Below are 26,269 nucleotides of genomic sequence, written 5' to 3'. Positions count from 1 at the left end.
CAGGCGGGCCTGGGGGAACTCCTTCCATTAGATAATGTCATCTATGGCGGTGACAACAGCGAACCGCGCGGGAACTGCCGGAACCGATACTAATGGCACCATATGCACCCCCGGATCGGGGATGTCGGGGGCCGTCCACGCCATTGGCGGTATGGCCAATGGCCGATCCCCTTCCGTGACAACCGGCAGGGTCCAGCGGACCGCCGCCGGCAGATCGGACCGGGCCAAACGGGGACTTTGTGCCACAGCCCTGCGCCAGGACGCCTCATCCAGCGCCTGGACGGTGTACTGCCCAAACCCTTCGGCCCAAAGGCGGAATCGGCCATCCCAGATCACGGGGGGGCCGCCACCCTGCAACGTCACGGGACCTTGAAGGTTCCTTGCCTCCCGGATCAGACGCCAGCCGCCGGTGATGGGCGTGAACTGACAGCCGGCCAGCGTGCGGCCCTTGCCCGGCTCTGCACGCAGCCCGTCCACCAGATCGGCCACGGCGGCGGGTGCCGGCGGGTAAGGTGCCCCGCCAACGGCGCGCAGCAGGGTTGCGGCCAGACCTTGGGCGATCCGCCTCTCCTGCTGGAACAGCGCATGATCCAGGATCGCCCAGCCTTCCGGCTGAAACCGGGCATGGAGCGCCAACAGGCGGGCCGTTTCGGCGTCTTCCCTGGCCCGGACGGCAGCAGCGGCGGTGACCGCCTGCTTGTCCCCCTCCCCCACCGACTCCGACAGGCGCAGACGGGCGCGCGCAAAGGCAGGGTTGCGGTTGGACGGATCTTCGACCCAGGCCTGGCCCGCCGCCACGCATGTTGCGACCAACCGGTCCTTGGCCACAGGCAGAAGCGGGCGGATCAGGCGGACCCGCTCCATCTCCCGGATGGCAGGCATGCCGGCCAAACCCTGCGGGCCGCTGGACCGGTCGGCGCGCAGCCGATGGGTTTCCGCCTGATCATCGGCATGATGGGCCAAGGCCAGATGCAGGATGCCCGCATCTGCCGCGGCATCGGCCAGAAGGCGCAGGCGGGCATGCCGGGCACCGGCCTGAACGCCCGTCACCGGCTTCGGTCCGTCCCAGGACAGGATGCGGTGGGCGATGCCACGCTGCGCCATCCAGGCCGCAACCTGCCCGGCCTCAGACCCGCTGTCGGGACGCAGCCCATGGTCGACGGTGAGGGTGAGAAGTGTGCCCCCGCGTGCAGCGACCCAGGTCGCCAGAAGCAGGGCCAGTGCCATGCTGTCGGCACCACCAGAAACACCTGCCGCAATATTGGGGGCCGACTCGAACGGCCCCAGGGCCTGCATCAGCCGGTCAAAGGCGACCGGCCCGATAGGGCCGCTCACTTGCACTTCAGACGGTTCTTCTCCGCCTCGGCCCGGCGCAGGATGGTCTGCGGTGCCGTCGCCTTATAGGTCCGGTTCAGTTCCGTCAGGGCGGCACAGGCATCCTCATTGGCCTTCATGGCCGACAGGGACAAGGACAGCTTCAGCAGGCTGTCCGGCGCCTTGGTGCTCTTGGGATATTTCTGATAGCCCTCGGCGAAGGCGACAGCCGCCTCCTTGTACTTGCCGCGCACATAGAAGGATTCGCCCAGCCAATATTGGGCATTGCTGGCCAGCGGGCTGGCGCTGTTGGCCTCGATGAAGCGGGTGAAAGCCAGCTCCGCCTTGTCGTATTCGGCCTGACGCAGCAGGTTGAAGGCGAAGTCGTACTGTTCCTGCGCCGACCCGTTGGGCAGATTGAACCCACCCGCCGCCGGCGCGGCGTTGCTGTTGGCAGCAGCAGGCTTGCCCGTGGAATGGGCGGCCGGCGCTGCCGGCTCTGCGGCATGAACCGCCTCGCCCGCCAATGGTGCGGCACCGGCGCTCAGGCCACCGCCCTGCCCCTGTTCCAGACGGCTAAGGCGGAACTCAATATCCTGCTGCATCTTGGCCAATTGCTCACGCAGCTGTGCCACCTGGAAGCCCGCTTCCTCATACCGGCCCGTCAGGGTCTGCATCTCCGATTCCAGGCGCTGCAAGCGCACCTCAAAATCGGCGGCGACATTGCCGGTCATGGCCGGGGCCGCCCCACCGCTGGCGGGCGGGCGGGGGCCACCGCGGTAGACCTCGCGGCTCAGCGTCGCCAGCTCGTTCTCCAGCCGTTGCAGCCGGTTCGCCATATCCCGCGTGTCGGACTGGCCCGAAGCCGGCAAGGTGCCCAACACCGCCGCAACGGCGATGGCGGCCAGCGTCAGGCGGCGGCGGGGATACGGGTTCTGGGAACGCAGGTGTCGGATCATCGGGACCAACGGTTGGCGAGGATTGCGATGGGCGCGACCCTACCGCGAAGGCCCGCACGGCGGAAGTGTCCACAGGCGGTAAGGCAGTAATAAGGCGCGCAAAAAGAAAACGCCGCCCGGTTTCCCGGACGGCGTTTCTTCAGGCTGTCGCCTCGACCTTGGCGGTCGTGCCGGATCAGTTGATCACGGTCACGCCACGGCGGTTCTGCGTCCAGGCGGCTTCGTTGGAACCAACGACCTGCGGACGCTCCTTGCCGTAGGAGATGGTCTGAACGCGAGCAGCTTCGACGCCCATGGCGGTCAGGTAGTTCTTGACCGAATTGGCGCGACGCTCACCCAGAGCAAGGTTGTATTCGCGGGTGCCGCGCTCGTCAGCATGACCTTCCAGCGTGATGGTCACGGACTTGTAGGTCTTCAGCCAGTTGGCCTGACGATCCAGGGTAGCGGTCGCTTCCGGGGTCAGGTCGAACTTGTCGAAACCGAAGAACACGCGGTCGCCGACATTGACGATGAAGTCTTCGGCGGAACCGGGAACCGGGCCCGAGGGCTTGGCCGGAGCGGCCGGAGCGGCGACGGTGCCGCCGGTGGTGGCCTGAGCCGTCTGTTCCGGCTTGGAGGAGCAGGCAGTGGCCAGAACGGCAACCGCGACGAGGCTGAGCATCTTGAAGCGCATTTGAGAGACCCCCTAGGTGGAAATCGAGATTAGAGATGAAGTGCGTGTTTGCCCCACGGAACCGCGTAAACCACAGCCGGACGTCGCATTGAAGCGATCTTCAGGCCCGACGGATTTGAGCGCTGTTCTTGCGTTGCGAAAATAGGGTGACGCACTCACGGAATCAAGGGCGACCATGCAGGGTCCGAAGCATCGGTAGGCGTTAAGACCTGCCGTTCATTAAACCCTGTCAAGTCGATTGAGTATAGCTTGGCTTGGCGCTGTTTGCCTCCCTGTCCAGAAGGCCTTTCCTTGAAGAACATTAGCACTCGGCCATTTGGGGCCCAGGTAGGCCCTTCGACATGGTAGGCCTCTGTCAGAAGTCGCTCACCCGTACCATCCGGCCGAATGACGCCGATATAGAACTTGTCCCCCGCCAGTCGGGTGAAGGCGATAAGATCGCCACGGGGGGACCAGACAGGGGTACCGTAACGGCCTTGGCCAAAAGTAATGCGCTTCACATCACTGCCATCGGCATTCATCGTATACAGCTGCTGCGTACCGCCACGGTCGCTTTCGAACACGACTTTACTGCCATCGGGCGCAAAAGACGGCGAGGTGTCGATGCCGGGATGGTTCGTCAACTGCGTCTGGCGACGGGTGCGCAGGTCCAAGGTATAGATGTCGGAGTTGCCGGACGTGGCCAGCGACATGATCACCTTATTACCATCGGGGGAGAAACGCGGCGCGAAAGTCATGCCCGGAAAATCACCCAGCACCTCCTGGCGGCCTGTATCAATATTGAACAGGTACACCCGAGGCCTGTTGTTGAAGTAGCTCAGATATGTGATTTCCTGGGTACTGGGCGAGAAGCGCGGGGTCAGAACCAGAGTGCGGCCATCGGTCAGGAAACGGTGGTTCTCACCATCCTGATCCATGATCGCCAGACGCTTGACGCGCTGCAACGCAGGGCCTGACTCGGCAATATAGACGATGCGGGTATCGAAGTAGCCCTCCTCACCCGTGACGCGCTTATAGATCGCATCCGAAATGATGTGGGCGACTCGCCGCCAGCCATCGGCCTGGACGGTATAGGCCAGACCGGTGACCTGCTGACCTGCCGTGACGTCGAACAGCCGGAACTCGATCCGGGTGCGGCCATCGGGCGACTGGCTGACGGTACCCGTCACCAGACCCTGGGCCTGGATCAGGCGCCAGTCGGCAAAACGGACACCGACCTTCAGGCTGTCCGGCGTCTGCACGAACTTGGCCGGCTCCAGCGGACGGAACAGACCGGACCGCTCCAGATTGGCCGAAATGACGCCGGCAATGTTCTGCCCGATCTGGGTGGCATTCGGGTTGTCACCGGCGAAATTGGTAACGGCGATGGGAATCGGCGTCGGATTGCCTGACGTGATGTCGATCTCAAGTTCGGCGCGGGCGGGAGCGGCGAAGCCGGCGGCCAGCACCATCGCCACCAGGGCGAGAAAGCGGCCGACGACCCGCCAGCCGCCCGTGGAGAATAGAGCGTTGGCTTGCATCAGAACATATCCTTCGGGCTGAACTTCATCAGGATGGACCCTTTGTCCCCGTACTTGTCGCGCGGGATGTTCAACGTATTACATCCAGGCAAAAGCGGCGCCCGTAAGGCGGATTCCACAAAAGCCCGGAAATGCGGGTCGGTATTGGGATTACCCGTGCCCGAGACATACTGCACATTTGTGACGCGCAGGTTGCTGTCGAACAAGACCCGGATTTCCGCCTGCATGGTTTCCACGCCCTTTGCCCCCACCGGCACGTTCCAGCAGTTGCGGATCTGACGGCGCAGCGCGTCCTCCTCGCTGATGCTCAAGCGCTCACCCGTCTTGGCGGCCAGCGGCTGCGGCGGCTCTGACGAGGTTTCCTTGGGCGGCTCCTTGGAAGGCGGGCTGTCGGTCTTCAGCTTGGCAACGTTCTTCAGAACACTGTCCAGCGTCTTCTCCGGCGGCTTGGGCTTCGGCTCCTCTTTCTTGGGCTTGGGCTCTTCCTTCTTCGGTTCGGGCGGCTTCGGCTTGGGTTCCTCCTTCTTGGGAGGTTCCGGCTTCGGCTCTTCCTTCTTCGGCGGCTCGGGCTTGGGCTCCGGTTTGGGTTCCGGCTTCGGCTCAGGCTCGGGTGGCTTCTCGGCCACCTGTTTGGGCGGTTCCGGCACCTTCACTTCCGGCGGCGGCGGCGGGGTTTCCTTGGCCTGCTGCGGCGGTGGGGGCGGCTCCGGCTTGGGCGGGGTCGGTTTGGGTGGCGGGGGCAACGGCTTGGGGTTCGGCTCCGCCAGTTTGGCGATGGTCATGGGGCCGACCTCCACCACTTCGACCGGCACCTCTTGAAGCTGGATGACCTCCCGCTTCTTGATCAGGTGCGGCAGGCCAATCAGCGCCAGAATGATCAGCGCCAGATGCAGGATGCCGGAAAGGATCAGGGTGGTCCGCATGATGCGTTGATTTCCACCCTTACCGTGCGCCGCGACCGTCGGATTCGATGACCAGCTTGGCCTCCGACAGGCCGGCGCGGCGCGCCTCGCTCAACACATCCACGATGCTGGCATAGGTGGCCTCGCGGTCGCCACGTACCAGCACCTTGCGGTCGGGCGTCTGCTCCGCGACGATGGCCAGACGCGGGGCCAGTTCGGCCAGCGCGAAAATCTCATTATCAAAGACCTTCTTGTCCTTGAACGAGATGCGGCCATCCGCCGTGACGGTCACCCACAAAGGGTCCTCTTCCGATTTCAGCGCCTGGGCCGCCCCCTTGGGCAGATTGACGGGAATACCGGCGGTCAGCAGCGGCGCCGCCACCATGAACACGATCAGCAGCACCAGCATGACGTCCACGAAGGGCGTCACATTGATGTCCGACATGGCGGCGCGGCGGCCACGCCGCCGCCCGCGCCCGGACTGCTTGCCAGGAAGGCTCGCCCCCATTTCAGCCCCGCTCTTCCAGATGACGCTGCAGGATCGCGGAGAATTCTGTCACAAATGAGTCGAGCCGGTCGCCGAAACGCCCGATCTCCGAGGAAAAGTAGTTATAGGCCAGCACGGCGGGGATGGCGGCGACCAGACCGATGGCGGTGGCGAACAACGCCTCCGCGATGCCCGGCGCCACCACGGCCAGCGAGGTGTTCTGCTGGGCCGCGATGTTGGTGAAGGCGCCCATGATGCCCCACACCGTACCGAACAGGCCGACGAACGGACCGGCGGAACCGACCGAGGCCAGCACCGTCATGTAGCGTTCGGTGTCCGCCATCTCACGCCCCACCGTCACCGACATGACGCGTTCCATACGCTGCATCAGGTTGGCGCGCATGGCGCCCGACGCAGACAGGCCGCGTTCATTGGCATGACGCCATTCGCGCATGCCGGCGGCGAACACAGCGGAGAACGGATCAGCCGGGGCTTGGGCCACCTGGTCATAGAGCTGATCCAGCGAGCCGCCGGACCAGAACTGTTCCTCGAAATCGGCGGCGGCGGCCTTCATGCGGCGCAGCTTGGTCGCCTTATTGAAGATGATGGCCCAGGTCCAGACCGACGCCGCCAGCAGACCCAGCATCACCAGCTTCACGACGAAATCGGCCTGCAGAAACAGGCCAAGCGCCGTCAGTTCATGGGCCGGTGCGACCTCACCGCCGAGCGCGGCGGCTTGCAGAAGGGTGGGAAACATCGGGTTCAGTCCTGACCTTTTGACAAAATATTGACCATCACCGACCGCAAGGCGGCCGGCAGGCGGACGGGCCGCCCCTGCCCATTGATGCACGCCAGACGCAGGCCCAGGCGAACCAGCGGTGCCGGTCCCGTCGAAGCCTCTTCCCCGCCCCAGGCCAAGCCCGAAGCGCGGCGTACATCCTGTTCGATATCCAATGTCGCGGCGCCGATATCGACAATTCGCGAGACGACTTCAAGCGCGTCATCAAGACGGGCGGGTTGCCGAAAATCGATGTCGCACCGTCGAACCGTCAGCGCCACACCTGTTTGCGCCACCATGGCGGCATGGGGAAAGCCTGAAAGGCGCAGCATCTCATTGCGCGCCCGTTCCGCAAAGCGCAGGTAATTGGCGTGATAGACGATGCCGCCGGCGTCCGTATCCTCATAATAGACGCGGGTCGGGAAGACATGGTTTGTCCCCTCCCACCAGCCGACCGGCGGCATCCTCGCGTCAGGCATCATCATCCCCGTCAAACAGGTCGCCGACCGGCGCACTGCCCTTCCCCACCGTGGGCATGCCGCCCAGCAAATCCAGCTGCCGCACCGGCGTGGCCGGCACCGGCAGCCCCAGATAGCGGTAGCCCGTGTCGGTCAACATGCGCCCGCGCGGTGTGCGCTGCAACAACCCTTGTTGGATCAGATAGGGTTCGATGGTTTCTTCCAGCACGTCACGCTGTTCACCCAGCGCTGCGCCCAGTGTCTCCACCCCCACGGGCCCACCGCCATAATGGTCGGCGATGCAGGTGAGATAGCGGCGGTCCATGGCGTCAAAGCCCAGCCGATCCACCTCCAGCCGCGTCAGCGCCCGGTCGGCGGCCTTGGCATCGACCAGCGCCAGCCCCTGCACACCACAGATGTCGCGTACCCGGCGCAACAGACGGCCCGCAACACGCGGCGTACCGCGCGACCGGCGCGCCACTTCCAGCGCACCCTCATCCGTCATCTCAACGCCCAGGATGCGGGCACCCCGGCTGACGATCAGCTGTAACTCTTCCGGCTCATAGAACTGCATGCGCAGCGGAATGCCGAACCGTTCGCGCAGCGGCCGTGTGATCAGGCCCGACCGCGTGGTGGCCCCCACCAGGGTGAAGGGCGGCAGGTCGATGCGTACGGAACGCGCCGCCGGGCCTTCACCGATGATCAGGTCCAGCTGAAAATCCTCCATCGCGGGATAAAGGATTTCCTCCACCGCCGGCGACAGGCGGTGGATTTCGTCGATGAACAGCACGTCATGCGGCTGAAGGTTGGTCAGCAGGGCCGCCAGATCGCCCGCCCGCGCGATGACGGGGCCGGAGGTGGCGCGGAACCCGACATTCAGTTCCTTGGCCACAATCTGGGCCAGCGTGGTCTTGCCCAGGCCCGGCGGCCCGAACAACAGCACGTGGTCCAGCGCCTCGCCCCGGCCCTTGGCCGCCTGGATGAACAGCGACAGGTTCTCGCGCACTTGGCGTTGGCCGATGAACTCGCCCAGCGACAAGGGGCGGATGGAATTCTCAGTACTGGCGTCACCGCCGATCCGGTCCTGTTCCACCATGCGTTCTGGTTTTTGGGGGGCCGCCTCCGGCTTGGGCTTGCGGCTCACTGGCTCAGTTCCTTCAGGCCAGCCCGGATCAGGGCGGAGACATCAGCCTCCGCACCCAGGCTCTGGGCGGCCTTGTTCACGGCGGTGAACGCCTCGATCCGCTTATATCCGAGATTGACCAGCGCCGACACCGCGTCCCCAACTGCCGTACTGACGGCGGGTTGTGCCGCCGTACCTTGAACCTGCGTGGCCGCCACCGGGCTGGTGGCAAGCGTTGCCACCTTATCCTTCAATTCGTTCAAAATTCGGGCAGCCAGTTTCGGCCCCACCCCATCCGCCTCACACAGCGTCGTCTTGTCCTGCGCGGCAATGGCAGAGGTCAGGCGGTCGGGCGCCAGCACCGACAGGATGTTCAGCGCCACCCGCGCCCCCACCCCCTGCACGGTCGTCAATAACCGGAACCAGTCCCGCTCATTGATGTCGGCGAAGCCGTACAGCGCTATCTTGTCCTCCGACACCCACATCTCGGTATGGACGGAGACAGCATTGCCATTGCTACCCAGCCGCCGCAGGGTGCGGGTTGAGGCGGAGATCAGATAGCCGACCCCGTTCACATCGATGATGGCCCAATCCAGGCCCGTGCTGTCCAGCAGCCCCGACAATTTCGCGATCATTGGTTCACTCCCGCCTCGGGCACCAGCAGGGGCAGCGCCGCGATGATATCGGTATGGATGAAATCCTGGCCCTTGAACAACAGGGGGGCGTTCAAGGTAAGGGCCAAGGCATAGGCGGCACAGTCGCCCAGATTGAGGCTGGCCTTGCTGCCCCGCCCCTTGCCGAAACGGTTATAGCCGGCGAACGCCTCCTCCGCCTGCTGCTCGTCGAACGGTACGACACCAATGCCAAGGACAGCCATCAGTTCGTCCAGTTCGCGCACCGCAGCCGGGTTGCGGCCCATCAGGACCGTGCGCAATTCAAACAGGGTCATGGCAGAGATCACCATGCCCGCCGAACGCCGCATGGCATCCAGATAGAGTGCAGCATCGGTTTCACGAAACAGGAACGCGGCGACGGCGGATGTATCCAGGACGATCCGCATTTCAGTCGAACGTCCCGTGTTCATTATACCCGATGATCTGATCCGGGCTGCGCGGGTCCAGAACCGGCAAGGCCTGGATGCGGCGGATGATTTCTTCCGCCTTGGCCCAGCGCGCGGCCTTCAAGGCCGCTTCTTCCGACGACAGCCGCTCCAGCCGCTCACGAACAGCCGTGTGCATGGCCTCCGTCAGGCTTTCGCCCGTCAGTTCTGCCAGACGGCGGACATCCTTTTCCGCCTCCGGGGACTTGATATTGAGCGCCATGGGCTGGCCCTTTCTTCCTGCTGGGGAAGAATTCTACACCATATGAACAAAACGGCAACGTCTTACCGTCTGATCCCCAGGATGGCGTTGTCCACCTTGCGGCGCGTCTGGGCGTGATGGGCGTGACAGATGGCGACGGCCAGGGCGTCGGCCGCATCCGCCGTGGAGCGCTGAAAGCCCGGCAGCAGCATCTTTACCATGTGCTGAACCTGCACCTTGTCGGCATGGCCGGTGCCGACCACGGACTTCTTCACGGCCATGGGCAGATACTGTTCCACCGGCAGCCCGGCCTTGGCGGCACTGAACAGGGCGATGCCGCGCGCCATGCCCAGTTTCAGGGTGGAGGACGGATTGACGTTGGACAGCGTCTCTTCTACCGCCGCCTCGTCCGGCTGCCATTGTTCGATGACGGCGGCGATGCCCTCATGCAGCTCCAGCAGCCGCTTTGCCAGATCATCACCGCTGTCAGTATGGATGGTGCCGTCGGCCACATGGCTCAACCGGTTGCCGGCCACGTCGATGACGCCCCAGCCAAGATGGCGAAGACCGGGGTCCAGCCCCAGGATACGCACAGGCGTCGGTCCTGGCATGATGGCCCCCCGGTCCCGCTTAAATCAGCCCAGCTTTTCCAGAAGCTCTGCCGGAATGTCGAAATTGCCCAGCACCGTCTGGACATCGTCATTATCTTCCAGCACGTCCAGCAGCTTCAGCAGCGTCTGTGCCGTGTCCTCCGCCGTCACCGGCAGCAGGTTCAGCGGCGTCCAGGTCAGCTTGGCACTTTCCGGCGCACCAAACTTGGCCTCCAGCGCGTCGCGCACCTCACCCAGCGTGTCGGTGCCGGTGATGATGGAATGGCCATGCTCGTCGGACTGCACATCCTCCGCCCCCGCCTCGATGGCGGCTTCCAGCATATCATCCGCCGACGCGACGCTGGCCGGATAGGTCACCTGCCCGATGCGGTTGAACATGAACGACACCGAATTGGTTTCGCCCAGCGACCCGCCATGCTTGGTGAAGGCGGAGCGCACTTCCGATGCGGTGCGGTTGCGGTTGTCGGTCAGCGCCTCAACGATCAGGGCGATGCCGCCGGGGCCATAGCCCTCGTACCGAACCTCGTCATAGTTGGTGTCATCGGCGCTGCCCGGAATGCCCATCTTGATGGCCCGGTCGATACGGTCCTTGGGCAGGTTCTGGGCGCGGCCCGCTTGGATGGCGGCACGCAGGCGCGGGTTCATGGCCGGGTCGGGCAGGCCCGACTTCGCGGCGACGGTGATTTCGCGCGCCAGCTTGTTGAAGATCTTCGACCGCTTGGCGTCCTGCGCGCCCTTGCGGTGCATGATGTTCTTGAATTGGCTATGACCGGCCATGGGGAACGCCTTGCTGTATCGTTTTGATATATGGGCTGAAACTGGCGGTTTGATAGCATATCCAGCGCGGTTTGGGCACCCCTACCCGACGATGGAATAGCCGCCATCGATATATTCGATCCCACCGGTCACGGCACGCGCCGCATCCGACGCCAGAAAGGCGGCATAGGCGCCCACATCCTCGATCGTCACCTGATTGCGCATCGGCGCCCGCTCGGCGGCGCGGGACAGCAATTCATCGAACCGGTCAATGCCGCTGGCGGCCCGTGTCTTCAACGGGCCGGGCGACAGGCTGTGGACGCGGATACCCTGTGGACCCAGTTCCGCCGCCAGATAGCGCGTCACCGCCTCCAGCGCCGCCTTCACCGGCCCCATCAGATTGTAATGCTCCACCACCTTTTCAGAGCCATAGAAGCTGACATTCATCAGACAGCCGCCATCCTTCATCAGCGGTTCGGCCAGCTTGGCCATGCGGATGAAGGAATGGACGGACACATCCATGGCCATCAGGAATCCGTCGCGGCTGCTATCGACCACCCGTGCATGCAGATCCTCACGCGGGGCGAAGGCGATGGAGTGCAGCAGGAAATCCAGCTTGCCCCATTCCGCCTCGATCCTCTCGAACACCGCCTCCAACTGCCCCGGCTCCCGCACATCGCAGGGCAGGAACAGCGCGGCACCCAGTTCGTCGGACAATGGCCGCACATGCGGCGCTGCCTTTTCGTTCAGGTAAGTGATGGCCAGATCGGCTCCCTGCGCCCTGAAGGCCTTGGCGCAGCCATAGGCGATGGAGGCGCCATTGGCGATGCCCACCACCAGTCCACGCTTGCCGGAAAGATCGAACAGAGCCATCACGCATCCTCATCCCGCATTGCACCAAAGCCAAGGGTGCGGTGGAACCGGCCCCCGATCAACCCCATATGGCGTTGCATTACAGGGCGGCACCCGGCCTTGTAACTGACCTGTATCAAGGTGGAACCCCGACGGGCCGGGGCCGGTGGACCTTGGCCGGTAACGATAATCCGCCGATCATCAACAGTCCGCACGATGCCCCAGAAGGCAGGAAGTCCCGATGTTTGCCCGTATCCTGATCCAAGCCGCCCTGTTGCTGACCCTGTGTAGTCCGGCATGGGCGGGTGCTGAGCTGCAAACGGGTGCAGAGATACGGCTGATTGCCCCGGTTACCGACGATCTGGTGGCGGCCGGGCGTTCCATATCCGTCGACGCACCGGTGGCCGGCGATGTCGTCGCGGCGGGTCTCGACCTTCGTGTCACGGCACCTGTGTCCGGCGACGCCCTGCTGGCCGGCTTCGATCTTGCGGTCAAGGGCCCGGTGGAGGGCGATCTGGCCGCCATGGCGTTCGACCTGTCGGTAACGTCCGATGTGGCGGGTGACGCCCTGCTGAACGCGGCGGAACTGACCATCGGCCCCACAGCCCACATTGCGGGTGACCTGATCGCCAATGGTGCCGAGGTAACCCTGTCGGGCCAGGTGGATGGCGATGCGCATCTGACCGGCGACAGGGTCATCGTGACGGGCCGGGTGGCGGGCGATCTGGAGGTGACATCCGGCATGCTGGAACTGCGCCCCGGTGCGGCGATTGAGGGCGACCTACGCCATAACGGCCCCATGGCGGTGGAGGTGCCGGCGGGGGTGGAGGTTGGTGGCACCGTCCGCCACCATTATCAATCCGCCCCGGACGAAGGCCCGACCATGCTGGGCAGTCTAGGCAAGGCGCTGGCCCTGTTCCTGCTGGGTGTCGGGTTGCTCTGGCTGCTGCCGGGTCCGGTGCTGCGGGCGGCGGATGCCATGCCGCGCCATCCCCTGCGCCACCTGCTGCTGGGCGCGGCCATCCTGCTGCTGTCGCCCCTGCTGCTGGGCCTGCTGATGGTCAGCGTGATCGGCATTCCGCTGGGCGTGCTGATGCTGGGCCTGTGGCTGCTGGCCCTGCCCGTGGGCATTGTCATCACCGGCTTTGCCCTGGCGGTAAAGATTGGGCGGCGGCGCATGGGGATGGAACGGGCGGCGGCGGCACCGCTGCTGCGCCGCTACGCCCTGGCCGCCCTTATCATGGCCGCCCTACCCCTGGTTCCGGTTGCGGGCCTTTGCGCCTTGACCCTGATCGCCGCCATCGGCATCGGCGCGCTGGCGGAAAATCTGCGCCATGGACGGCGCGGGGGACTGGCGGTCGGGTAGAGATGCGCCATGTCAGGGGCGACAGTGCCTGACAGGACCATCATGCATCACAAGACCAACCTGCCAACCAAGACCTGCATTCAATGTGGCCGGCCCTTCACCTGGCGGCGCAAATGGGCGCGCGATTGGGAACAGGTGAAATATTGTTCCGACGCCTGCCGGCGGGGCAAGGTGCCGGACCGGACAGGCGGTGCCGCCATTACTCCAGCCCGACCAGGGCGCGGGTAAAGCCACGCGCCTCAAACGGGCGCAGATCGTACACGCCCTCGCCCACGCCGATGGCATGGACCGGCAGCTTGAACTTCTCCGCCAGCGCCACCAGCACGCCTCCGCGCGCCGACCCGTCCAGCTTGGTCAGGACAAGGCCATTAATGGACACCATGTCCTTAAACACTTCGATTTGGCTATGCGCGTTCTGGCCCGTGGTGGCGTCCAGGGTTAGCAGGGTGGTATGCGGCGCCTCGGGGTTCAGCTTCTTGATGACGCGCACGATCTTGCGCAGTTCTTCCATCAAACCGGCCTTGTTCTGCAACCGGCCCGCCGTGTCGATCAGCAGAACGTCGGCGCCCGCCTTGGTTGCCTGTTCGACCGCGTCATAGGCTAGGCCCGCCGCATCCGCGCCCGTATCGCGGGACACGACGGGACAGCCGGTGCGTTCGCCCCAGACCTTCAACTGCGCCACAGCGGCGGCGCGAAACGTGTCACCGGCAGCCAGCCAAACGGTTTTGCCTTCGTCCCGGAACTGGCGGGCCAGCTTGCCGATGGTGGTGGTCTTGCCAGTGCCGTTGACACCGACCAGCAGGATGATATGCGGCTTCTTGCCCGCGTCAATGACCAGGGGCTGGGCCACCGGTTCGACGATCTTCTGCAATTCGGTGGCGAGGTAATCCTTCACCTCTTCCGCCGAAACCTCCTTGCCAAACCGGGTCTTGGCCAGACCGGCGGTCAGGCGGGCCGCCGTGACGGGACCCAGATCGGCACGGATCAGCAGCTCTTCCAGTTCCTCCAGCGCCTCATCATCCAGCTTCTTCTTGGTGAAGATGCCGGTAATGCCCTCGGTCAGGCGGCTGGTGGATTTGGACAGGCCGTCCTTCAGACGGGAGAACCAGCTTTTCTTTTCCGGCTGGTCTTCCAGTTCCGGGATCACCGCGACCGCCGGGGCCGGCGCGGCCACCGGTTCAGCCTCGACAATGACCGGCGCCTCCACGGCTTCCACCGACTCCACAACAGCGACCTGCTCCACCACGGGGGCCGGCGCGGGGGCCGGTTGCGGGGCCGGGGCTTCCGGGGTCGGCTTCTTCTTGAACCAGTTCAGCATCAGTCGAGGACTCGCGCGGTCAGTTGGGTTCCGGCCACGCCGGTAATGGTGCAGCGGATAATCGTTCCGGGTTCATAATGATCGGGAACCGCCACTTCGGCAAAGCCCTCATTGCGGCCCAGCCCCTTGCGTTCGATCAATACGTTGGCGGAACGACCCACCTGCGAAGCCAGATAACGGGCAACCTGTGCGTCGCCGGCGGCACGCAGACGGGCCGCGCGTTCCTTGCGGATGGGGCCGGCAACCTGCGGCATCTTGGCGGCGGGGGTGCCGGGGCGCGGGCTATAGGGGAAAACATGCAGCCAGGTCAGGCCGCATTGTTCCACGATATCCAGGCTGTTCTGGAACATCTCCTCGGTTTCGGTCGGAAAGCCGGCGATGATGTCGGCGCCGAAAACCATCTCGGGGCGCAAAGCCCGCGCCTTTTCGGCGAAGGCGATGGCATCGCCACGCAGGTGGCGGCGCTTCATGCGCTTCAAGATCATGTCGTCGCCGGCCTGAAGCGACAGGTGCAGATGCGGCATCAGGCGCGGTTCCTCGGCCACCAGACGCCAGAGATCGTCATCCATCTCAACAGCATCGAGCGACGACAGGCGCAGACGCGGCAGGTCGGGCACCAGCGCCAGCAGGCGGCGCACCATCTGCCCCAGCGAAGGCTTGCCCGGCAGGTCGGCGCCATAGGAGGTGACGTCGACGCCGGTCAGCACGACCTCGTTATAGCCGCTTTCAACCAGGGCGCGGACCTGGTTGACGATCTCCCCCATCGGGACCGACCGGGAATTGCCGCGTCCATAGGGGATGATGCAGAAGGTGCAACGATGGTCGCAGCCATTCTGCACCTGCACAAAGGCCCGCGCCCGCCCCTCCATCCCCTGGATCAGGTGGCCGGCGGTTTCCTTCACGCTCATGATATCGTTGACGACGACGCGCTCGGCCTGACCCGTGCCGAACTCGGCCCAGGGGGCAGCGGTCAGCTTGGCGTCATTGCCCAGCACATGGTCAACCTCGCCCATCGCCGCGAACTTTTCCGGACTGACCTGGGCGGCGCAGCCGGTGACAATGATTTTTGATCCTGGCCGTTCGCGGCGCAGGCGGCGGATGGTCTGCCGCGCCTGCCGTTCAGCCTCCGCCGTCACGGCGCAGGTATTGACGATGACAACATCATCCAGCCCGGCTTGTCGCGCACGCGTGCGCATCACTTCGGACTCATATGCATTGAGCCGGCAACCGAACGTAACCAGCGTCGGCTCCCCTACCCCGCCGGTCACCTCCGGCGGGCCGCCCTCGCCGCTTTCATGCACATGCTCGGCCTCGGCCAGACTGGTATCGACGCTCACAGCGCCTCTCCCAGCAGCTCAGACCCCAAGGTTCCGGCAAAGGAGGTGGCGACAGGCCCCGTCATCAGGACATGGCCATCGTCCCGCCATTCGATATTCAGGATACCGCCATCCAAGGTGACGGCGACGCGGCGGCCCTGCACCAGACCCCGGCGGATGGCGGCCACGCCGACGGCGCAGGCCCCCGAACCGCAGGCATCGGTAATACCCGCGCCGCGTTCCCATACCCGCATGCGCACCGATGCGGGCCCGGTGACGCTCACCACCTCAATATTGGCGCGGTCTGGGAATAAGGGATGGCGTTCCAGTTGCGGACCCCATTGCGTCAGGTCCACTGCCCCTGCATCCGGCACGAAATGCACCGCATGCGGATTGCCCATATTCACCCCCACCCCATCGGACAGCGGCCCGGCAGAGGCCGGCAGGTGCAGGGTGTCGCACGCTTCCGCTACCGGGATCTGCTGCCAATCCAGCCGTGCCGGCCCCATATCGACGGTAACGGTGCCGTCAGTATGCAGCCAGCAGCGCAGCAGTCCGGAAATGGTCTGGATCACCAGTTCATCCCGGCCCAGGCTGGTGCCAACCAGCGAGGCGACGCAGCGCGTGGCATTGCCGCAGGCCCCCGCCTCGCTGCCATCGGGGTTCAAGATACGCATGAAAATGTCGGCGGCCTGATCCTGCGGCGGTTCGATCAGGATCAGTTGATCAAACCCCACCCCACGACGGCGGTCACCAATGGCGCGCGCGTGTGCCGCCGTCAGGGGGACAGGCCGGGTGCGGGCGTCGATGACCACAAAGTCGTTGCCAAGCCCGTGCATCTTCAAAAACGGTATCGTCATGACGCCTTATATAAGCCCCGCAGCCCAAGGCGTAAACGGCGGTGCGGACGGGGCGGGAATGCACGGGCGGCGTAGGGCGTGGACGCAGGTTGAAACACAACCCGATTAATGCAAGATTATAGGGACGCACCATGGAGCACGGCCATGCGCCCTGTACAGAAACCCGATTCCGAGTTTGACTGGCAGCCAAGGGACGCTGCCGAACTGGCAGCGCTCAAGGCAGCGGTGGAAGAGGCGCTGGCGGACCCACTGTGTGTTCCGCATGAAGAGGTGGTCGCTTGGCTCAAGCAAATGGAAGCCGGCAACTTTAATGCGCCGATGCCGGTCCCTCGTTTGCTGAGTTAACGTGCCAATAGCGATGAGAGTGGTGTGGCGGCCCGCCGCGCTGGCAGACTTGAGCCGCTTGATCAGTCACATCGCGATGGATAATCCTCATGCTGCTGCAAGGATGTCCAGGCGCTTGCGACAGGCAACTGAACATCTACCGGTCTTCCCCTACAGGGGCCGGATTGGCACGATTCCCAACACACGGGAGTTGGTCACCGTCCAACCCTACGTCATTATCTATCGGGTCGTGCCGCACGAAAACGCCGTAAACGTTCTGCGCATCTGGCACACCGCACAGTCGCGACATGAAGACGAGTAGCCGCGCCGCCGCTACCGCTTCCCCTCGATCACCTTGAACCCATCAGCCTCGGCCACGGTCCGGCGCGACTTGAAGTGCTTGTCCACCACCGCCTCATAGGGCAGGTGCTTGTTGGCGACCAGCAGCAGGGTGCCGACACTGCCCAGCGCTTCTGCAGCGCGGGTGATGAACTCGCTGCCTAGAGTCACGTCGGTGGCTTTGCCGGTGTGAAAGGGCGGGTTGGTGATGACCCAATCAAACCGGCCGCGCGGCAGGCCCGCCGTAACATCGGCCCAATGGTATTTCAGGACCGTGCTCCCGGCCAGGGGCGCCACATTGACGGCGGCAGCGGCCAGGGAGGCGGCATCCGCCTCATACAGATCCAGCCCCGTGATGCGCCCCGGTGCGGCGCGCAGCAATTCCGCCGACAGATAGCCCCAGCCGGCCCCCAGATCGGCCACACGGCCCCGGATGCCCCCCGGAAACTGGGCGGCCAGCAGACGCGACCCGATATCGATTTTGTTCCAACCATGCATGCCGGGACCCGCGGTGAAGCCCGTGGCGGCCACGGGGCGCACGGCGGCACCCGCCCGCCAATCGGCCAGAACCGCCGGTGCCTCGCCGGCACCCTTGCGCCACCAGAAGACACGGGCATGGTATTTGGACAGGCTTTCCACCTCCCCAAACGCCTCCTTCACCGCCTTCATCAGGCTGGTGACGCCGGTATCATTATCGCCCGAACAGACCAGCAGGCCACCGACGGGCAGTGCGTCCCAGGCCTGGGCGATGCTGGCCAGGCTTTCGGCCTTATGCTTGGTCATCAGGCACAGGCCCGCCTGATAATCGCCCTCGGCCAGGGTCTGCACGACACGGAACCCGGCCTGGGTCAGCGCCTCATGCGCAGGCTTGAACCCCGTGACACAGGTCAGGGCGCGCAGACCGGGCGGCAGCTCGGCATCGGCCTGCACGTTCAGGATGAAGCCCGACACCGGCAAGGGTAGCATGCCGGCGGCGAACGGGTGGTGGAGGGCTTTGGCGATGGACATGGCCGAACGGGTAACCCATCCGCCCGCCGGTGTCGAGTGGCGTGACCGCGCGCGCGAAACCGTGTAGCAAAGGGCCACCCCACCGCAGCCACCGGCCATCATGACGCAGCAGACTTCCCGCCAGTTCGCCACCTTCGCCCTGATCGGCGTCGGCGGCCTGTTTGTCGATATGGCATCGCTGGCCGTGGCCCTGCATCTGTTGGGGCTGGACCCTTATGGCGGGCGCGTCTTCTCCTACCTGATGGCGGCCACGTTTACCTGGTACATGAACCGGCAATTCACCTTCACAGGTGTTAGCCGGCGTGGGGCCATCCGGCAATGGGCGCGGTTCCTGGCCGCCAATGCCGTGGGGGCCGTGGTGAATTACGGTGTCTATGTGCTGGTGCTGAAACTCGGACCCTGGGTGATTGCCAGCATCGGCCTGTGGCCGGAGGTGCTGACGGCCCTGCTGCCCTATGCCGGGGTGGCGGCGGGCAGCGTTTCGGGGCTGGTTTTCAACTTTGTCTTGTCGAAGAAGCTGGTCTTCCGCAACGCCTGATGTGACCGGGCACATCCATAAGACAGAGGGCGCAAGCCACCGGTGGCGGACCCGTTCGCGCCCATGCTATGCATGCTTCAATAACAAGGGGTTCGGGGAGCTTTTTCACGCATGCCATCGGCACGGTTCTATCGCTGGATGACCTGGGGCATGACCCTGGCGCTGGCAACCGGTGCCGGTGCCGCGCTGTGGCAGGAAAGCCGTACCTCCGCCCTTCAGTCAGAAGTGCTGGCCCGGTATGGGCGCGACCTGACCTGGCGCGTGGAACCCGGCCCCAACCCCGATATCCGCTTTCCGGGCCAGGGCCCCTATGATACCCGCCTGGGCTATGCCGCCATTCCCGGCTTTGTGGAACGGCTGATCGCCGCCGATTACCGCGTGGATTTGCAGGCACGGCCCAGCCCGAAGCTGCGCGATTACATGAATTTCGGCGGCTTCGCGCCCTATGCGGAGAAGACATCCGGCGGCCTGTCCATCCGCGATCAGATGGGCAATCCCCTGTTCGACGCGCGTTATCCCGAACGGATCTATGCCGGGTTTAACGAGGTGCCGAAGCTGGTGGCCGATACGCTGCTGTTCATTGAGAACCGGGAACTGCTGGACACCACATATCCCAACCGCAATCCGGCGGTGGAATGGGACCGGTTCGGTCTGGCCGTCATCAACATCCCCCTGAAATTCATCGACCCGGACAGCCCGCGCGCCGGCGGCTCCACGCTTGCCACCCAGATCGAGAAGTATCGCCATTCGCCGGAGGGGCGGACGGGCAGTGGGGTGGAAAAGCTGCGGCAGATGATGTCGGCCTCTGTCCGCGCCTATAAGGGTGGGCCGGATACGACGCGGGTGCGCCATCAGATCCTGGTGGACTACCTGAACTCCACACCCCTGTCGGCCCGCCCCGGCGTGGGCGAGGTCAATGGGCTGGGGGATGGTCTCTGGGCCTGGTACGGCACCGACTTCAGCATCGCCAACCGCATCCTGCGCGGCCATCCCCGGACCGAGGAGGATTTGCAGGTCCAGGCCGTGGTCTATAAGCAGGTATTGAGCCTGCTGCTGGCGCAGCGCCGCCCATCGGCCTATTTGGGGGCCAATGGGCGCAAGGCGCTGAACGATCTGGCCAATACCCATCTGACCTTGCTGGAACGCGCGGGCGTCATCGCCGCCCCGCTGGCCGATGCCGCCCGCTTCTTCCCCCTGCGGTTCAAGGAAGCCCCGCCCGACATTCCCGAGCCCAGCTTTGTGGAGCAGAAGGCCACCAACGCCATCCGCGCCCGGTTGCTGGGCATGCTGGGCGTGCCCAGCCTCTATGCGCTGGACCGGCTGGACCTTGCCGTCGACACCACCCTGGACCAGCCGACACAGGCGCGGGTGACAGAAACGCTGAAGAAACTGGCCGACCCGGCGCAGGCGGCGGCCTTAGGCCTGGTCGGTGACCGGCTGCTGAACAATGCCGATCCGGCCCGCATCGTCTATTCCGTCACCCTGTTCGAACGCACCGCAGAGGCGAACCTTGTGCGCGTGCAGGTGGATACCCTGCCCCAGCCGCTGGACTTGAACGAAGGGGCCAAGCTCGACCTTGGTTCCACGGCCAAGCTGCGCACGCTGGTCACATATCTGGAGATCATTTCCCGGCTGCATGCCCGCTACATCACGCGGGAAAGCTATGAGCTGGAGGCGGCGGCGATGGAGGCGCCCGACCGGCTGACGCAATGGGTTTTGCGCACCATGGCGGCCAACCCCAGCATCGGCATCGCGCCCCTGCTGGACCTCGCCATGGAGCGGGAATATTCGGCCAGCCCCGCCGAACGCTTCTTCACGGGCGGCGGCCTGCATAGTTTTGGGAATTTCGACGACAAGGATGATGGCAAGGTCATCACCGTGTCGGAGGCGTTCCGCCATTCCGTCAACCTCGTCTTCATCCGCATGATGCGGGATATTGTGAACCATTACATCGCCGAGGGGCCGGACAGCCGCGACGATCTGATGGACGATCCCCGCCACCCGGCCCGCCGCACCTATCTGGCGCAGTTCGCCGATCAGGAGGGCAGCGCGTACCTGAACAAGTTCTGGTCCGACTATAAGGGGCTGGAGCCGGAAGCGGCCCTGGACAAGTTGGCCAGGCGCAGCCGTCCCACGCCCGACCGGCTGGCGGTCATTTTCCGCTCCGCCCTGCCCAATGCCACGGCAGAGGACCTGGGCGTCTTCCTGAACCGGCATATGCCCGCCGGCGGCCCGCCGGAGGCACAGGTAAAGGCGCTGTTCGACCGCTATAACCCCGACAATTGGTCGCTGAACGACCGGGGCTATATTGTCGGGGTACATCCGCTGGAACTGTGGCTGGTGGGCTATCTTCAGGACAGCCGGCAGGCACAGCGCGGGGAGATGCTGAAGGACAGCAGCGTGCCGCGCCAGGAAAGCTATAAATGGCTGTTCACGTCCCGGTCTAAACAGGCGCAGGACACGCGCATCGGCATCGTGCTGGAGGAAGAGGCGTTCAACCGCATTCATGAGGAATGGACGCGCCTTGGCTACCCATTCGGCAGCCTGATCGCCAGCTACGCCACCTCCATCGGCAGTTCCGCCGACCGGCCGGGTGCGCTCGCCGAACTGATGGGCATCATCCTGAATGATGGTGTGCGCCTGCCCACCCTGCGCGTGGGCCGCCTGCATTTCGCGACCGGCACGCCATATGAGACCAGCTTCGTGCCGGCCAAGCTGCTGGACGGGGCGGAGCAGGTGATGGAACCGTCGGTCGCCCGCGTGGTGCGCCGCCACCTGCGCGACATCGTGGATAATGGCACCGCGCGCCGTGTGAAGGGCGCCTTCACCGCTGCTGACGGCACCGAAATGCCCATCGGCGGCAAGACGGGCACGGGCGACCATCGTTTCGAACGCTATGGCCCCGGTGGCGTGGTTCTGGAAAGTCGTGTGGTCAACCGCACCGCCACCTTCGTCTTCTATATCGGCGACCGCTTCTTCGGTGTGATCACGGCGCATGTACATGGGCCGGAGGCGGCTGAATACCGCTTCACGTCCGCTCTGCCCTCACAATTGCTGAAGATACTGGCCCCCGCGTTGAACCCGCTGCTGAACGCCGATACCCAGACGGCGGAGCGGGGACGGTAGCGGTCAACCGATACAAGATCGCAAAGCAGAGGCTGGCTATTTTTGACGGCAACGCGACGCCTCGATAATGAGGCTTCGGCATGCCTGTAGATAGGCGAAATACTTCTGAGCCCGCCTCCAATTTTCAGTCATGCTTTTCAAACGGCCCCAATAGTCGGAAACCGACAACCGGTTTAAAGTGTCGACTATGTCGCCGCCCGGCGAAATCAAAATCATGCCATCAATATCAAAATAATCGCCAATGTTTGGACAACCCATATAAATAGGAACGGTATACGTTGCAAAACAATCCATCAGTTTTTCAGTAAAATAATGTTCATCAAATGCATTTTCGATAGCCACGTGAAACATGGATTCGAATAATACGTTCTTGGTGTCGTCAGGCAGAAGGGGATAAGGAACCCGATCTTCCGAAGCGAACTGGCGGCCCTTGTAAATACGCAGCGGTATTGCCGCGCCTTGCGACAAATCATGTAAGAAACGGAGACGTTCTGCGTACCCTGTGCGCTTCGGTCGGTCGCCCCCCATACTGAACAGAAAACTGGCAGAAAATTCCTTTCTGGAAGGAATCTTCGTTGTATAGAGACATCCAAAGGGCCTAATCACACAATTCGGAAATATGCTGTAACGGGGATGATACGCAATTATCAAATCAAAGAATCTATAGATTTTAGATAAATCCTCAACCTCAATAAGAAATTCAAGCGGCTCACAATTGATCAATAATACTTTATAATTCTCATTCGGCTCAAGCCGCATCGGTTGACACCAGTGTACTTCACATGGGAATGGCAGATTTATGCGCAGCCACTCAACACCAAAATTCTCCGCCAACATGATCAATCCTGACCGCTAAGAGCTATGGGCCTATGATTACCTGATTTAGAGATAATCCCGCCGGCCGCATAGGCATGAAACCAAGCTGGAGGGACCGCCGCCAATACATTGCGTCGCGAGTCATCATCAAGTATCTGTAAATAATATTGGGGACAAATTTCCAACAGCGCATCAATCAATTTAGATATCGGCCAATAACAATCACCACTCCCAATATCACTCACGATCACAATAGGATGCAAAATATTGTCATGGAACCAGCGCCGGATGACTTGGATTTCCCCCTCCAACCCAAGATGGCCGTGCAAATAAGCATCCTGAGCATAATCCACCCTGCTGTTGCTCAATTTAACGGCGACTAATTTGTTCTGTGAGCTCTCGCAAGCCTTGTTCAGTGCGGCAAGGGCAGGGCCACCATACAGCATGACTTTAGTTGCTGATGGTTGGCACTCCATTTCAATCCGAATGGCATCGCAAACGGCAGAACATCGCGGCGCAGAAGGCTCTATTCTATAAATCTCCTGAAACCCTGATCGCAGCGCATCTGGGACAAGGGGCATTGAATCATGCCCCATCTCAATCAAAACATCGCAAAGGAATTCATCAATTTTAAACTTCATCGGCGCGGGGCCCCTGAACCTGAACAAATGGCACAAATACGGGCCCGATCCGCATGCTGTAAAGCCTTCACAGGCTATCCAAATCGACCAGACCGTCAAGCAATTACACAGCCTACGGCAGCAGCCAACTCCACCAGCCGGCATCGCTACCCCACCCCACCCGTTTGGCCACCCCCATTATCCCCGTCATCCACAGGCAAAGACCCCTTCCCCCCGCCGCCCATTGTGCTAGCTTACGGCATCCACCCCCTACATATAGTGCTGGTGCCATGTCCCTGCTGACGCCGAACCCGGTTTACAAGCCTTTCCGCTACCCCTGGGCCTACGAGGCCTGGCTGACGCAGCAGCGAATCCATTGGCTGCCGGAGGAAGTGCCGCTGGCCGATGACGTCAAAGACTGGCGCAACAACCTGTCGGACGGCGAGCGGAACCTGCTGACGCAGATTTTCCGATTCTTCACCCAGGCCGATGTCGAGGTGAATAATTGCTACATGCGGCATTACAGCCGGGTGTTCCAGCCGACCGAGGTCTGCATGATGCTGGCCGCCTTCTCTTCCATGGAGACGGTGCATATCGCGGCCTACAGCCACCTGCTGGATACGATCGGCATGCCTGAGGTCGAGTATTCGGCCTTCCTTCATTACAAGGCGATGAAGGACAAATACGATTATATGCATGAGTTCAATGTCGACAGCAAAAAGGACATCGCCAAGACGCTGGCGGTGTTCGGCGCCTTCACCGAAGGCCTGCAGCTATTCGCCAGCTTCGCCATCCTTATGAACTTCCCCCGCTTCGGGAAGATGAAGGGCATGGGCCAGATCGTCACCTGGTCGGTGCGCGATGAAAGCCTGCACACCCAGTCAATCATCCAGCTGTTCAAGACCTTCATTTCCGAAAACCCCGAGGTCTGGGACGAGGAATTCCAGCGCGAGCTGTATGTCGCCTGCGAAACCATCGTGCACCACGAGGACGCCTTCATCGATCTGGCTTTTGAGATGGGCGCCGTGAAGGGCATGGAAGGCGAGGACGTGAAGAAATACATCCGCTATATCGCCGACCGCCGTCTGGCGCAGCTGGGCCTGCAGCCCATCTACAAGACGGAGAAGAACCCCCTACCCTGGATGGATGCCATCCTGAACGGCGTGGAACACACCAACTTCTTCGAAAACCGCGCCACCGAATATTCCAAGGCCGCCACCAAGGGCAGCTGGGAAGAAGCGTTCGGCGACTAAGTTTTCTGGCTGATGCGGGGCCCGGCACAGCGGCAAAAATGCCGCGCCGGGCCCTTAACATGTCCGCCTGTAAAATGCCCCTTCCCAAGCCCCCCTGGCTTGGCGCATAAAGAAGTGCAAACTCATAGGAGCTTGCACAGTGATTTCATCCAACAATTCGACCCTTGATCTGCCGGTGGAAAGCTTCACCGACGCTGATGGCGCATATGCCCGTGTCCGGGCGCTTTATGATGAGGCCGTCGATTTTCTGCGTGACCGTTTTTCTGCTTTTGCCCGTGGCGAGGATCTGGGCGGACGCGTGCGCGCCTGCTACCCCTTCATTCAGATCCGTATCGACAGCGAACCCCGCATCGACAGCCGTCTGGCCTATGGTTTCGTCCATGGCATGGGCACCTTTCGCACCACCGTCACGCGCCCCGACCTGTTCGACCATTACCTGCACCATCAGTTCTCGCTGCTGGTGAAGAATCATGGTGTGCCGCTGGAAGTGGGGATCAGCGAGACGCCGATCCCGATCCAGTTCGCCTATCCCGAGGGCATGCATGTCGAAGGCGACCTGACGCCGGAGCGGCTTTACCAGCTGCGCGACTATTTCGACCTGCCCGATCTGGTCTATATGGATGACAGCATCGTCAACGGCACGCACGTCACCCCGCCGGGTGCCCCTCGTCCACTGGCCCTGTTCACCGCACCGCGCGTGGATTACAGCCTGCACCGGTTGAAGCATTACACAGCGACCAAGCCCGACCATTTCCAGAACTACGTCCTGTTCACGAACTACCAGTTCTATATTGATGAGTTCGTGCGCCGTGGGCTGGAGATCATGGAGCCGTCCGACGATCCGGCCACCCAGGCCTATCGCCGCCAGTACGAAGCCTTCATCGAGCCGGGGGACCACATCACCTGGAACCAGGCCGTGTATCCGGGCAAGGAGCCGCAGGGTCAGAAGGTCGCCCGCCTGCCGCAGATGCCCGCATATCATCTCAAGCGCAAGGATGGGAACGGCATCACCATCGTCAATATCGGCGTCGGCCCGTCCAATGCCAAGACGATCAGCGACCATATCGCGGTGCTGCGCCCGCATGTCTGGCTGATGCTGGGCCATTGCGCCGGCCTGCGCGATACCCAGAAGCTGGGCGATTACGCCCTGGCCCATGGCTATGTGCGTGACGACAAGGTGCTGGATGCCGACCTGCCGACCTGGGTTCCCGTCCCTGCCCTGGCCGAGGTGCAGGTGGCGCTGGAGGATGCGGTGGAGGAAGTGACCGGCCTGAAAGGCTGGGAACTGAAGTCGATCATGCGTACGGGCACCGTTGCCACCATCGACAACCGCAACTGGGAACTGCGCGACCATAGCGAGCCGGTGCAGCGGTTCAGCCAGTCGCGCGCGATCGCCCTGGACATGGAATCGGCCACCGTCGCCGCCAACGGCTTCCGCTTCCGCGTCCCCTACGGCACCTTGCTGTGTGTGTCGGACAAGCCGCTGCATGGCGAGATCAAGTTGCCCGGCATGGCCAACCATTTCTACCGCGCCCGCGTGGACCAGCATCTGGCCATCGGTATGCGCGCCATGGAAATGATGCGCGACACGGGCCTGGAACGGCTGCATAGCCGCAAGCTGCGCAGCTTTGCCGAGGCGGCGTTCCAGTAA

The 26,269-nt window shown here is 63.2% G+C and carries 29 protein-coding genes; 8 read left to right on the top strand and 21 right to left on the bottom strand.

Annotated elements, in window-relative coordinates; translation table 11 throughout:
• Positions 1–27 precede the first annotated feature (27 nt).
• From tilS to fabI, 15 genes are all read right to left on the bottom strand, one after another.
• The gene (gene tilS / locus ACODSP_RS00540; protein ID WP_488963686.1) at positions 28–1,335 is read right to left on the bottom strand and encodes a tRNA lysidine(34) synthetase TilS; all 1,308 of its coding nucleotides are present in this window, start codon (positions 1,333–1,335) and stop codon (positions 28–30) included.
• Positions 1,332–2,273 (bottom strand): tol-pal system protein YbgF, encoded by a 942-nt coding sequence (gene ybgF / locus ACODSP_RS00535; protein ID WP_488963685.1) that lies wholly within the window; start codon positions 2,271–2,273, stop codon positions 1,332–1,334. The genes tilS and ybgF overlap by 4 nt, the downstream gene beginning before the upstream one ends.
• A 175-nt stretch (positions 2,274–2,448) precedes the next feature.
• Positions 2,449–2,946, bottom strand: a complete 498-nt coding sequence (pal, locus tag ACODSP_RS00530; RefSeq protein ID WP_488963684.1) for a peptidoglycan-associated lipoprotein Pal — start codon at positions 2,944–2,946, stop codon at positions 2,449–2,451.
• Between the two features lie 155 nt (positions 2,947–3,101).
• Complete coding sequence (gene tolB / locus ACODSP_RS00525) at positions 3,102–4,466, bottom strand: Tol-Pal system beta propeller repeat protein TolB (RefSeq protein ID WP_488963683.1); 1,365 nt, start codon at positions 4,464–4,466, stop codon at positions 3,102–3,104.
• Complete coding sequence (locus ACODSP_RS00520) at positions 4,466–5,389, bottom strand: energy transducer TonB (RefSeq protein WP_488963682.1); 924 nt, start codon at positions 5,387–5,389, stop codon at positions 4,466–4,468. Before ACODSP_RS00520 ends, tolB begins: the two co-directional genes overlap by 1 nt.
• A 19-nt stretch (positions 5,390–5,408) precedes the next feature.
• On the bottom strand, positions 5,409–5,876 hold the full coding sequence (locus tag ACODSP_RS00515) for an ExbD/TolR family protein (protein ID WP_054167134.1): 468 nt from the start codon (positions 5,874–5,876) through the stop codon (positions 5,409–5,411).
• A 1-nt stretch (position 5,877) separates the two neighbouring features.
• Positions 5,878–6,612 carry a protein TolQ gene (gene tolQ / locus ACODSP_RS00510; protein ID WP_488963681.1) on the bottom strand — a complete coding sequence of 245 codons (735 nt, stop codon included), beginning with the start codon at positions 6,610–6,612 and terminating at the stop codon, positions 5,878–5,880.
• Positions 6,613–6,617: 5 nt separating this feature from the next.
• Positions 6,618–7,112, bottom strand: a complete 495-nt coding sequence (locus ACODSP_RS00505) for a YbgC/FadM family acyl-CoA thioesterase (protein ID WP_488963680.1) — start codon at positions 7,110–7,112, stop codon at positions 6,618–6,620.
• Positions 7,105–8,187 carry a Holliday junction branch migration DNA helicase RuvB gene (ruvB, locus tag ACODSP_RS00500; protein WP_488963814.1) on the bottom strand — a complete coding sequence of 361 codons (1,083 nt, stop codon included), beginning with the start codon at positions 8,185–8,187 and terminating at the stop codon, positions 7,105–7,107. Before ruvB ends, ACODSP_RS00505 begins: the two co-directional genes overlap by 8 nt.
• A 44-nt stretch (positions 8,188–8,231) precedes the next feature.
• Positions 8,232–8,849, bottom strand: a complete 618-nt coding sequence (gene ruvA, locus ACODSP_RS00495; RefSeq protein ID WP_488963679.1) for a Holliday junction branch migration protein RuvA — start codon at positions 8,847–8,849, stop codon at positions 8,232–8,234.
• The gene (locus tag ACODSP_RS00490) at positions 8,846–9,274 is read right to left on the bottom strand and encodes a type II toxin-antitoxin system VapC family toxin (RefSeq protein ID WP_488963678.1); all 429 of its coding nucleotides are present in this window, start codon (positions 9,272–9,274) and stop codon (positions 8,846–8,848) included. Before ACODSP_RS00490 ends, ruvA begins: the two co-directional genes overlap by 4 nt.
• A gap of 1 nt (position 9,275) precedes the next feature.
• Entirely contained in the window at positions 9,276–9,536 is a 261-nt protein-coding gene (locus ACODSP_RS00485; protein WP_488963677.1) for a type II toxin-antitoxin system VapB family antitoxin, read from the bottom strand.
• A gap of 62 nt (positions 9,537–9,598) precedes the next feature.
• The gene (ruvC, locus tag ACODSP_RS00480) at positions 9,599–10,126 is read right to left on the bottom strand and encodes a crossover junction endodeoxyribonuclease RuvC (protein ID WP_488963676.1); all 528 of its coding nucleotides are present in this window, start codon (positions 10,124–10,126) and stop codon (positions 9,599–9,601) included.
• Between the two features lie 24 nt (positions 10,127–10,150).
• On the bottom strand, positions 10,151–10,903 hold the full coding sequence (locus ACODSP_RS00475) for a YebC/PmpR family DNA-binding transcriptional regulator (protein ID WP_054167127.1): 753 nt from the start codon (positions 10,901–10,903) through the stop codon (positions 10,151–10,153).
• Between the two features lie 81 nt (positions 10,904–10,984).
• Entirely contained in the window at positions 10,985–11,755 is a 771-nt protein-coding gene (gene fabI, locus ACODSP_RS00470; RefSeq protein ID WP_488963675.1) for an enoyl-ACP reductase FabI, read from the bottom strand.
• A gap of 220 nt (positions 11,756–11,975) precedes the next feature.
• On the opposite strand from fabI, the gene ACODSP_RS00465 reads away from it, so the two are divergent.
• Both ACODSP_RS00465 and ACODSP_RS00460 read left to right on the top strand, forming a co-directional pair.
• A complete protein-coding gene (locus ACODSP_RS00465; RefSeq protein ID WP_488963674.1) occupies positions 11,976–13,100 on the top strand; it encodes a bactofilin family protein in 1,125 nt (374 codons plus the stop codon).
• Between the two features lie 9 nt (positions 13,101–13,109).
• Complete coding sequence (locus ACODSP_RS00460; protein WP_488963673.1) at positions 13,110–13,328, top strand: DUF2256 domain-containing protein; 219 nt, start codon at positions 13,110–13,112, stop codon at positions 13,326–13,328.
• Here ACODSP_RS00460 and ftsY read toward each other — a convergent pair.
• From ftsY to dapF, 3 genes are all read right to left on the bottom strand, one after another.
• On the bottom strand, positions 13,300–14,418 hold the full coding sequence (gene ftsY, locus ACODSP_RS00455; RefSeq protein WP_488963672.1) for a signal recognition particle-docking protein FtsY: 1,119 nt from the start codon (positions 14,416–14,418) through the stop codon (positions 13,300–13,302). The two genes, ACODSP_RS00460 and ftsY, sit on opposite strands and share 29 nt — an antisense overlap.
• The gene (gene mtaB / locus ACODSP_RS00450; protein ID WP_488963813.1) at positions 14,418–15,614 is read right to left on the bottom strand and encodes a tRNA (N(6)-L-threonylcarbamoyladenosine(37)-C(2))-methylthiotransferase MtaB; all 1,197 of its coding nucleotides are present in this window, start codon (positions 15,612–15,614) and stop codon (positions 14,418–14,420) included. Before mtaB ends, ftsY begins: the two co-directional genes overlap by 1 nt.
• A gap of 137 nt (positions 15,615–15,751) precedes the next feature.
• Positions 15,752–16,594 (bottom strand): diaminopimelate epimerase, encoded by an 843-nt coding sequence (gene dapF, locus ACODSP_RS00445; protein ID WP_488963671.1) that lies wholly within the window; start codon positions 16,592–16,594, stop codon positions 15,752–15,754.
• A gap of 144 nt (positions 16,595–16,738) precedes the next feature.
• On the opposite strand from dapF, the gene ACODSP_RS00440 reads away from it, so the two are divergent.
• Positions 16,739–16,939 carry a hypothetical protein gene (locus ACODSP_RS00440; protein WP_488963670.1) on the top strand — a complete coding sequence of 67 codons (201 nt, stop codon included), beginning with the start codon at positions 16,739–16,741 and terminating at the stop codon, positions 16,937–16,939.
• 13 nt (positions 16,940–16,952) lie between these two features.
• Positions 16,953–17,240, top strand: a complete 288-nt coding sequence (locus ACODSP_RS00435; protein ID WP_488963669.1) for a type II toxin-antitoxin system RelE/ParE family toxin — start codon at positions 16,953–16,955, stop codon at positions 17,238–17,240.
• An 11-nt stretch (positions 17,241–17,251) separates the two neighbouring features.
• On the opposite strand, the gene ACODSP_RS00430 is transcribed toward ACODSP_RS00435, so the two are convergent.
• Positions 17,252–18,265 (bottom strand): class I SAM-dependent methyltransferase, encoded by a 1,014-nt coding sequence (locus tag ACODSP_RS00430; RefSeq protein ID WP_488963668.1) that lies wholly within the window; start codon positions 18,263–18,265, stop codon positions 17,252–17,254.
• Positions 18,266–18,365: 100 nt separating this feature from the next.
• On the opposite strand from ACODSP_RS00430, the gene ACODSP_RS00425 reads away from it, so the two are divergent.
• Together ACODSP_RS00425 and ACODSP_RS00420 are read left to right on the top strand one after the other, a co-directional pair.
• Positions 18,366–18,803 carry a GtrA family protein gene (locus ACODSP_RS00425; RefSeq protein WP_488963667.1) on the top strand — a complete coding sequence of 146 codons (438 nt, stop codon included), beginning with the start codon at positions 18,366–18,368 and terminating at the stop codon, positions 18,801–18,803.
• Positions 18,804–18,914: 111 nt separating this feature from the next.
• The gene (locus ACODSP_RS00420) at positions 18,915–21,929 is read left to right on the top strand and encodes a transglycosylase domain-containing protein (RefSeq protein ID WP_488963666.1); all 3,015 of its coding nucleotides are present in this window, start codon (positions 18,915–18,917) and stop codon (positions 21,927–21,929) included.
• Positions 21,930–21,965: 36 nt separating this feature from the next.
• Here the strand turns inward: ACODSP_RS00420 and ACODSP_RS00415 are convergent, their stop codons facing one another.
• Both ACODSP_RS00415 and ACODSP_RS00410 read right to left on the bottom strand, forming a co-directional pair.
• The gene (locus ACODSP_RS00415) at positions 21,966–22,766 is read right to left on the bottom strand and encodes a glycosyltransferase family 10 domain-containing protein (RefSeq protein ID WP_488963665.1); all 801 of its coding nucleotides are present in this window, start codon (positions 22,764–22,766) and stop codon (positions 21,966–21,968) included.
• Positions 22,767–22,768: 2 nt separating this feature from the next.
• The gene (locus tag ACODSP_RS00410) at positions 22,769–23,386 is read right to left on the bottom strand and encodes a hypothetical protein (RefSeq protein WP_488963664.1); all 618 of its coding nucleotides are present in this window, start codon (positions 23,384–23,386) and stop codon (positions 22,769–22,771) included.
• Between the two features lie 269 nt (positions 23,387–23,655).
• Here ACODSP_RS00410 and ACODSP_RS00405 point away from each other — a divergent pair, with 269 nt between their 5' ends.
• Both ACODSP_RS00405 and ACODSP_RS00400 read left to right on the top strand, forming a co-directional pair.
• Positions 23,656–24,618 carry a ribonucleotide-diphosphate reductase subunit beta gene (locus tag ACODSP_RS00405; RefSeq protein WP_488963663.1) on the top strand — a complete coding sequence of 321 codons (963 nt, stop codon included), beginning with the start codon at positions 23,656–23,658 and terminating at the stop codon, positions 24,616–24,618.
• 139 nt (positions 24,619–24,757) lie between these two features.
• Positions 24,758–26,269 (top strand): AMP nucleosidase, encoded by a 1,512-nt coding sequence (locus tag ACODSP_RS00400; protein WP_488963662.1) that lies wholly within the window; start codon positions 24,758–24,760, stop codon positions 26,267–26,269.

This window comes from Niveispirillum sp. FG156, assembly GCF_057809555.1.
Note: the sequence above shows the minus strand (reverse complement) of the source record. Positions and strands in the feature narration are given on the sequence as shown.